Source organism: Gemmatimonadaceae bacterium (genome assembly GCA_036273715.1).
Classification (GTDB): Bacteria; Gemmatimonadota; Gemmatimonadetes; order Gemmatimonadales; family Gemmatimonadaceae; genus JADGGM01.
Window position 1 is genome coordinate 60395 of the sequence record DASUHB010000063.1, and the last position, 7217, is coordinate 67611.

Genomic DNA, 7217 nt, shown 5'->3' on the forward strand with positions numbered 1-7217 from the left:
GTGGACCTCACGCAGTGGGAAGTGGTGTCGGCAGCAGCAGGGTCGTCGTGAATCCTACCGCGGGCGGCGTCGACCATCGACGCGCGCGTCCGCGCCCAACGGACTGCACTTTCCCCGCCGAGGCGAGGCGGTCCAGCTCGCGCTGCACGGTGCGTTGACTCGTCCGGAGTGCCAGTGCGAGCGCCGAGCTCGACCAGGATTCACCATCGGCGAGGAACGCGAGCACGGCGGCGGAGTGTCCATCGACAGGCGGTGTGAGCACGACGACGCGCCGCCGCTTCGGCGCCAACGCGAACCCGTCCTCGGTAGCAGTCACGCCGGCGAGCGGTCTGAGTATTCGCCGCAAGCGCGCGATCTCCACGCGGAGTCGCGCGCGGTGCGATTCGTCCACAAACTTGGCGCCGAACGCCCGCGCGAGCAAGTCGCGGCGCGTGGCCCCGCCCGGCCAGGCTTCGCCTAACGCGCGGACGATCGCGAACAGCAGCGGCCGGCCGGCGAGCGACACCATCGTTCCCGGATCGCGTACGACGAGTCGGCACGCGTCCACGACGAGCGCGTTGGACGCGAACACGCGTTCCACATCCTCGAGCAGCAGCAGGCGTTCGACGCCGTTCGCGATCAGGCGAGCCGCCGGCGCCTCGAGCGCCTCGAATGCGCGCTCGACTTCGGCGGTGAGTCCCGTGATGCCCGCGCGCTCTGCCGCCCGCGCGGCGCGTGCCAGGGCGGACCGCGCGGCGTTCGAGCGCAGGCGCCGCATCGCGATGCCGGCGACGGCAAGGTAGTGGGAGGTCTGCCAGGCGGGCGGGAGCGGCCCCGGATCGAGCGCGATCAGCGCCGCCTCGGCGTCGTCGAGGCGTCCGATCAGGAGCATCCGCCTAACGGAAAGGTAGCGCGCGTGCGCGGCGTTCAACCGGTCGCCGTGGGCGTCGAGCGTGGCGCGCGCGGCCTCCAGCGACCGCGCCGGCCAGCCGAGCTCCCGGGTCGCGAGCGCGATTTCCGCCTCGGCCACCACGCATCGGGCGCGCGCCACGGCGTCCGTCGGGCGGAACGCACGCTGTGCGCTTCGCAGGAGCGTCCTCGCGCGCGAGAGATCGCCGAGCTGCGCCATCGCAATGCCGCGCAACGCCAGCGCCGGCGCATCGTTGCGCAGCGCGATGAGGTTGAGCGCGCCGAGCGCGTCCCCCGCTGTCAGGGCGCGCGCGGCCGCTGCGATTAGCGAGTCCATTTATGGAATCGCGACATACGTGTCACTCTCACCCGGGCCACGGTCGGCACTAAACATAGCTCGTGACGGGGATGCACCAATCACCCCGATGACCAACACGAGCCCGGGCGATCCGGCACAAGGAGAACGACCATGTCGACACACACCAGCGGGACACGCGAACAATGGCTTGCCGCACGACTCGAACTGCTCGAGGAGGAGAAGGAGCTAACGCGACTGAGCGACAAGGTCGCTCGCCGGCGCCAGGAGCTGCCGTGGGTCCCAATGACGAAGGAGTACCGGTTCGAGACGGAGCAGGGCGCGGCATCGTTGGGCGAGCTGTTCCAGGGCCGCTCGCAACTTCTGGTCTACCATTTCATGCTCGGTCCGCATGACGTCGTCGGATGCCCCTCGTGCTCGGCGATTGCCGATGGATTCAACGGTATCGCGACGCATCTGGCGAATCACGACGTGATGCTGTGGGCAGTGTCGCGCGCGCCACTCGACAAGATCCGGGCGTACCAACGGCGGATGGGATGGACCTTCCCCTGGGCGTCGTCGTTCGGCAGCGATTTCAACTCCGACTTCAACGTGTCGTTCACCGAGCAGCAGACGCGCGAGGGCAACATGGAGTACAATTACCGGCGCCTGCAGCCGTCGAAGAACCCGGCTGAGCGCGAGATGCCCGGGATGAGCAGCTTTGCGCGCGAGGGTGACACCGTGTACCACACGTACTCGACGTACGCGCGCGGGCTCGACGGGTTGTGGGGCATGTACCAGTGGCTGGACCGCGCGCCCAAGGGGCGGAACGAATCCGGCGCGTGGCTGCGCCGCCGGGACGAATACGGCGCGCGCTGAGCACGCTATGCCTAACGTGTCCATGCCGGGAATGCCGCAGCCCGGCGCGACGTGGCTCTCCGCCGCTCTCTGTTCCATCGGGATGTGGACAGCCATGATGGCGGCGATGATGCTGCCATCGCTCGTGCCGGCGCTCTGGCGCTATCGGCGCGCCGCCGCCCGCGCGGGCGCGGCGCGGCCGATGTGGATGGCGGTGCTGGCCGGCGGGGGCTACTGCGCCGTGTGGGCGGCGGCCGGCTTCCTGGTATGTCCGTTAGGCGCGGCGCTGTCGGCGGCCGGCCGCGGCCGGCCGGTGGCGTCGTCGCTGTTGGGCGGAGTGGTCGTGCTGCTCGCCGGCACGTTCCAGTTCACCTCGTGGAAGACGCGGCACCTCGCCGCCGCGCGACGGGCGCCGGTGCTCGGCGGTCGGCCGACGAGCGCCGCCGCCTCGTGGCGGCACGGGGTGCGTCTCGGTCTGCACTGTTGCCGGAGCTGCGCCAACTTGATCGCAGTGTTGGCGGTGGTCGGCCTGATGGATGTCGGCGCGATGGCGGCGCTGACTGCGGCAGTGACGGTCGAACGCCTCGTGCCCTCGGGTCGCGGTGGGGCACGGGTGGTTGGCACGGCGGTCGTCGTCGCGGGCATGGTGCTCATGGCCCGCGCGGCGCGGCCGGGCTGACCGCGCCGGCCGGCGGTCAGGCGGTCAGGAGCGTCCTTTCAGGTGGCGCAGCAGCGCGCTGTCCGCGACGAACGTGAACGGCTGCTCGACCACCTGCTGCACTTTCTGCCCCTTGCGCACCGCGGGGACGTAGACCGCCTGCCGCAGCGCCTGCCTAACGGAGTTGGTGAAGTCGGGGTCGGTGGACGAGATGGCGCTGAACGTGCCCATCGCCACGGCGCCCGAGGTATCGACGACGAACTCCGCGACGACGCGTCCGCTCTTGCCGCTCATGAACAGGCCTTCGGGATAGAACGGCTGCACGTGAACGCTCGTGTCCTGGTGCGCGGGCGTGTCGACTTCATCGGCGGTGTAGACCTTGAGCGAGTCGATCATCTTCACGATCTGATTGGGAGCGGGCGCCGCTTTCGCATACGCGTGCTGGGGCTCGCCCTGCCGCGTCCAGATCACGATCACGCCGCAGGCTTGCACATCCATGGGCGGCTTGAACTGCAGCGGCACTTCTGATGGACCGCTATAGACCTCGATGGCTTCCACCGACAGCGGGTCGATGGTGTCCAGATCGTACTCGGCCGCCGCCGCGGGTGCGCCATCCAGCCAGAGCAGCGGGGGACAATCCCGCGCGCCGCGCATCCGCACGGCGTGCTGGATGATGTCGGTCGATGCGAGCTGTACGCCCGGAATTCGGCGGAACATGTCCGTGAGAAACCGGGGGTTCGCGTCTTCGATCTGCTGCCGCGTGAAAAAGTGGCCCAACCCCTGGCTGCGCCGCTCATAGAATCCCATCATGCGCGAGCTATACGCGTGGATGCTGCTGCGCACGGTGATCGGATCCAGGCGGTGGGCGACTTGTACCAACTGCACGGTATCCACCGTCGCGCGGTTCGCGGCGATCGTGACATCCACTGTCGTGGCGCGGAAGCCGAGGCGGCGTACCGTTAGGCGCGCGGGTCCGGGGGCGATGGGGCCAAGGTGCAGGTGGCCGTCGTCATCGGTGAAGCCTCTCACCGTCGTGCCGGCAATCGACAACTCGGCCCCGGCGACGCCGGCGCCGGTCGTGTCGCGAACGACGGCGTCGACGGAGCCAGGGCGACCCTCGCTCTGCGCGGCAAGCGGCGGTGGCCCGCTCATGCTCCAGAGCATGGTCACAACCGATCCCAGGGTGCACACGCGGTGCATCAGGACGGAATGTGCGGCGATCGAGTGGGCCCGCATGGTCTCTCTCCTACACTGCACGGTATGTCGACGTCGCGTGTGCAGGTATTCATCAACTTGCCATGTCCCGGTTGACCGGACAAGGGCAATGTGGGGACGAGGTCAACGGCGCGTACGAACCGCCTCGATCATTGGACGACGAGCGTGCCGCGAAGACGGATGTCGACAGACGACGCGCCGAGAGCCAGGCGATATGTGCCGGGCTCGACTACACGGTGCATGGCAGAATCGAGCATCGAAAGTTCGGACGCGTCGAGCGGAAAGCTCACTTCGCGCTCTTCGCCGGCCGCGAGGTGAATGCGCGCGAATCCGGCGAGCTGGATCACAGGCCGCGCCACGGGCGCCAACTCGTCCTGCAGGTACAACTGCACGACCTCGTCGCCGGCGCGGGCGCCGGTGTTTTTCACGCGGCACGTCACGCGTGCTGTGCCGCCCGGCGCGATCGAGTCGGGTGTGACGGCGAGCTGCGAGTAGGCGAACGTCGTGTAGCTGAGTCCGTAGCCGAACGGGAAGAGGGCATGCCCGGTGAGGTCGACATAATCGTCGCCGCGGCCGGTGGGCCAGTGGTCGTAGACTAACGGAAGCTGACCTTCCGCGATCGGGAATGTGACGGGCAGGCGGCCGGCAGGGTCGGCATCGCCGAAGAGGACATCGGCAACCGCGTTGCCGCCCTGCTCGCCAGGGTACCACACATCCAACACGGCGCGAACACGAGCGAGCCAGTTGCTCATTGTGATGGCGCTGCCGCCGACCAAGACCACCACGACCGGCGTGCGGGTGGCCGCGACGGCCCGAATCAACTGCTCTTGGTGGCCGGGCAGCGCCAGGAGTGCGCGGTCGCGGAACTCGCCTTCTTTGACGCCGGCGACGACAATGGCAGCCTGGGCTCGCCGAGCGATGGTCACGGCGCTGTCGATGTCCGGCTGCCAGTGGTTAGGCACGCCGGCGTTCCACACGAGCGTGAGGCGCGCGTTGCCCCTGGTCTCGAAGTACTCGAGACGGATCGTATGGCGCGTGCCCGGGCGCAGGGATACGGATTCGAGTGTGGTGCCGACGCTTTGCTTCCGCCAGTCGTCGATGAGCAGCGTTCCATCGAGCCAGAGCCGGTAGCCGTCGTTGCCCACGATGCCTAACCGCGTGGCGGCGGGCGTTCCGCGCGGGACGGTGATGGTTCCGGTCCACCGGGCGGAATACCAGTCGAGCGGGATGCCGCGCCCCGGCGACTCGAGCGTCCACGCGAAATCCACCTGCGAATCGGCGCGCACGAGGCGCGGCTCGCCGGCGAGATCGATGTTGTCGAAGTACTCGGCTCGGAGTCCACGGGACAGCGTATCGTTCGGAGGCGCGCCCAACGCCACGGCGGGCACGGGAACGACTTCCGGCGAGAGGCGACCCGGTCCTGGCGCATACATCACGCGTGTCCGCGGCAGGGCGGCGCGGATGCCGTCCACGATGGAGACGCGCGCCACGCCTCGTGGACTGTAGCCGCCGGTGCGCGCCTCGGCTGCATCGACGCCGATGACGGCGATGCGGCGAATGTCCTTGCCTAACGGAAGCAGCGCGCGGCGGTTCCGGAGCAGCACGATGCCTTCGCGGGCGGCGGTTCGTGCCAGCGCGCGGTGCGTCGCGTCGCCGGCCTCGCGCGCCGCGGCGCTCGGATCGGCGTACGGGTGGTCGAACAGTCCGAGGGAAAACTTCGCACGGAGCACCGCGGCCACGGCGCTGTCGATCACCGCTGGAGGTACCAGTGAGTCGGCGACGGCGCGCCAATACGGGCGATACTGCGGCCACGACGACTGGAACACGACGTCCAATCCGGCCTCGAACGCGTCGCGCGCCGCGATCGGTGTGTTAGGCTCGGTGTGATGCAGCACTGTCGCGCCGCTGGTCGCGGCCGCATCGGAGATCACGAATCCTGTGAATCCCCAATCGCGGCGGAGCACGTCGGTGAGCAGGTGGTGGTTTTGCGTGGCCGGCACGCCGCCCACGGAGTTGTACGCCGTCATGATGGACTGCGCGCCGTTCGTCAGCGCGGTGCGAAACGGCGGAAAATACGTTTCCTCGAGCGTGCGCCGGCCAACGTCGATCGGATAGCTGTCGCGCCCGCCCGCACCGATGTTGGCGACGAAATGTTTTGGCGTCGCGATCACGCCGGCATGCTCGAGCGCGTGGACATAGATGCCGGTCATCCGTGCCGCGAGAAACGGATCTTCGCCGTACGTCTCTTCGACGCGGCCCCAGCGCACGTCGGTGGCGATGTTCGCTACGGGCGACAGCAGCTGCCGGATCCCGCGGCTCGCCGCCTCGACGGCGATGACGCCGGCCACCTGCCTAACGAGCGACGTGTCGAACGTGGCCGCGAGGGCGATCGCGGCGGGAAAATCCGTGGCCCCATCGCGCACGAGCCCGTGTACGCCCTCGTCGAATGGAATGATCGGGATGCCGAGTCGCGTGTGCAGCACGAAGTAGCGCTGGATAGCATCGATGCGCTCGGCGTCGGTGCGGGCGGCGGCGGCCGCGATGTCGTCCGCACTCGGCGTGTCGTTCGATCGCGCGGTGCCGTCTCCAGAACGCGTCGTTTTTTCCAGGGGAGCCGCGCGAGGCGGCTTGGGAGGGAGTGCGGCGTGCTTGGGGTCGACTTGGAGGCCGAAGATCCCATGTGAGAAGTCGTGCGTGCTGTCGTCGAGATCGCCCGGAATCATGAACAACTGCCAAAACTTTTCTTCGAGCGTCATGCGGGCCAAGAGGTCTCGAACGCGGGCGTCGACCGGGAGGGCTGCGTTGCGGTAGGCGACCGAGTCCTGCGCACGCGCGTCGGTGCCCGCGGCGAGAACGAGCAGAAGCACTGTACAGGTTGCGACTCGATTGCGATTCGGCATGTTGGACGCGGCCTAATCGGACGCGCAATCATACCGGCGCGCACCAGTGCTGGCGAGGGAGCGCAGCCGAGATTGCTGTACGCGATGCGGTGCCTCGAGCCAGACAAGTAGGCAGAGTGCTACGCTCATGAAGAGCGGACACAGCATGGACACAGCCGACACGACACGAGCAAAACCAAGGCTTTGATTTTTTGTTATCCTGGACCCGTCTTCGAGGAGACCTGGTCCTCGCGCGATCACTTGTGAGCGCGGAGCCGAGTCGCCACGACAAAGGGTTCAAAGGAAAACGAAAAGGATGTAAGGGATGGGGAAGATCGCAGCCATGGACGTCCAAACATCATCGTTCACGTATCTGGGGTAGGTCACGCGCGCGAACAACGCACCCTCCCTCGCGTGGCAGCGA

At 68.1% G+C, this 7217-nt stretch carries 5 protein-coding genes; 2 read left to right on the forward strand and 3 right to left on the reverse strand.

Annotated features, from left to right (window positions below; genetic code table 11):
* Window positions 1–7: 7 nt before the first annotated feature.
* Window positions 8–1225 carry a hypothetical protein gene (locus VFW04_13700; protein ID HEX5180384.1) on the reverse strand — a complete coding sequence of 406 codons (1218 nt, stop codon included), beginning with the start codon at window positions 1223–1225 and terminating at the stop codon, window positions 8–10.
* A gap of 132 nt (window positions 1226–1357) precedes the next feature.
* Here VFW04_13700 and VFW04_13705 point away from each other — a divergent pair, with 132 nt between their 5' ends.
* Together VFW04_13705 and VFW04_13710 are read left to right on the forward strand one after the other, a co-directional pair.
* Complete coding sequence (locus tag VFW04_13705; GenBank protein HEX5180385.1) at window positions 1358–2062, forward strand: DUF899 domain-containing protein; 705 nt, start codon at window positions 1358–1360, stop codon at window positions 2060–2062.
* Between the two features lie 7 nt (window positions 2063–2069).
* A complete protein-coding gene (locus VFW04_13710) occupies window positions 2070–2720 on the forward strand; it encodes a DUF2182 domain-containing protein (GenBank protein ID HEX5180386.1) in 651 nt (216 codons plus the stop codon).
* Between the two features lie 24 nt (window positions 2721–2744).
* Here the strand turns inward: VFW04_13710 and VFW04_13715 are convergent, their stop codons facing one another.
* Window positions 2745–3935, reverse strand: a complete 1191-nt coding sequence (locus VFW04_13715; GenBank protein ID HEX5180387.1) for a TonB family protein — start codon at window positions 3933–3935, stop codon at window positions 2745–2747.
* 128 nt (window positions 3936–4063) lie between these two features.
* Window positions 4064–6781 (reverse strand): glycoside hydrolase family 3 N-terminal domain-containing protein, encoded by a 2718-nt coding sequence (locus VFW04_13720; protein HEX5180388.1) that lies wholly within the window; start codon window positions 6779–6781, stop codon window positions 4064–4066.
* Window positions 6782–7217: the final 436 nt, after the last annotated feature.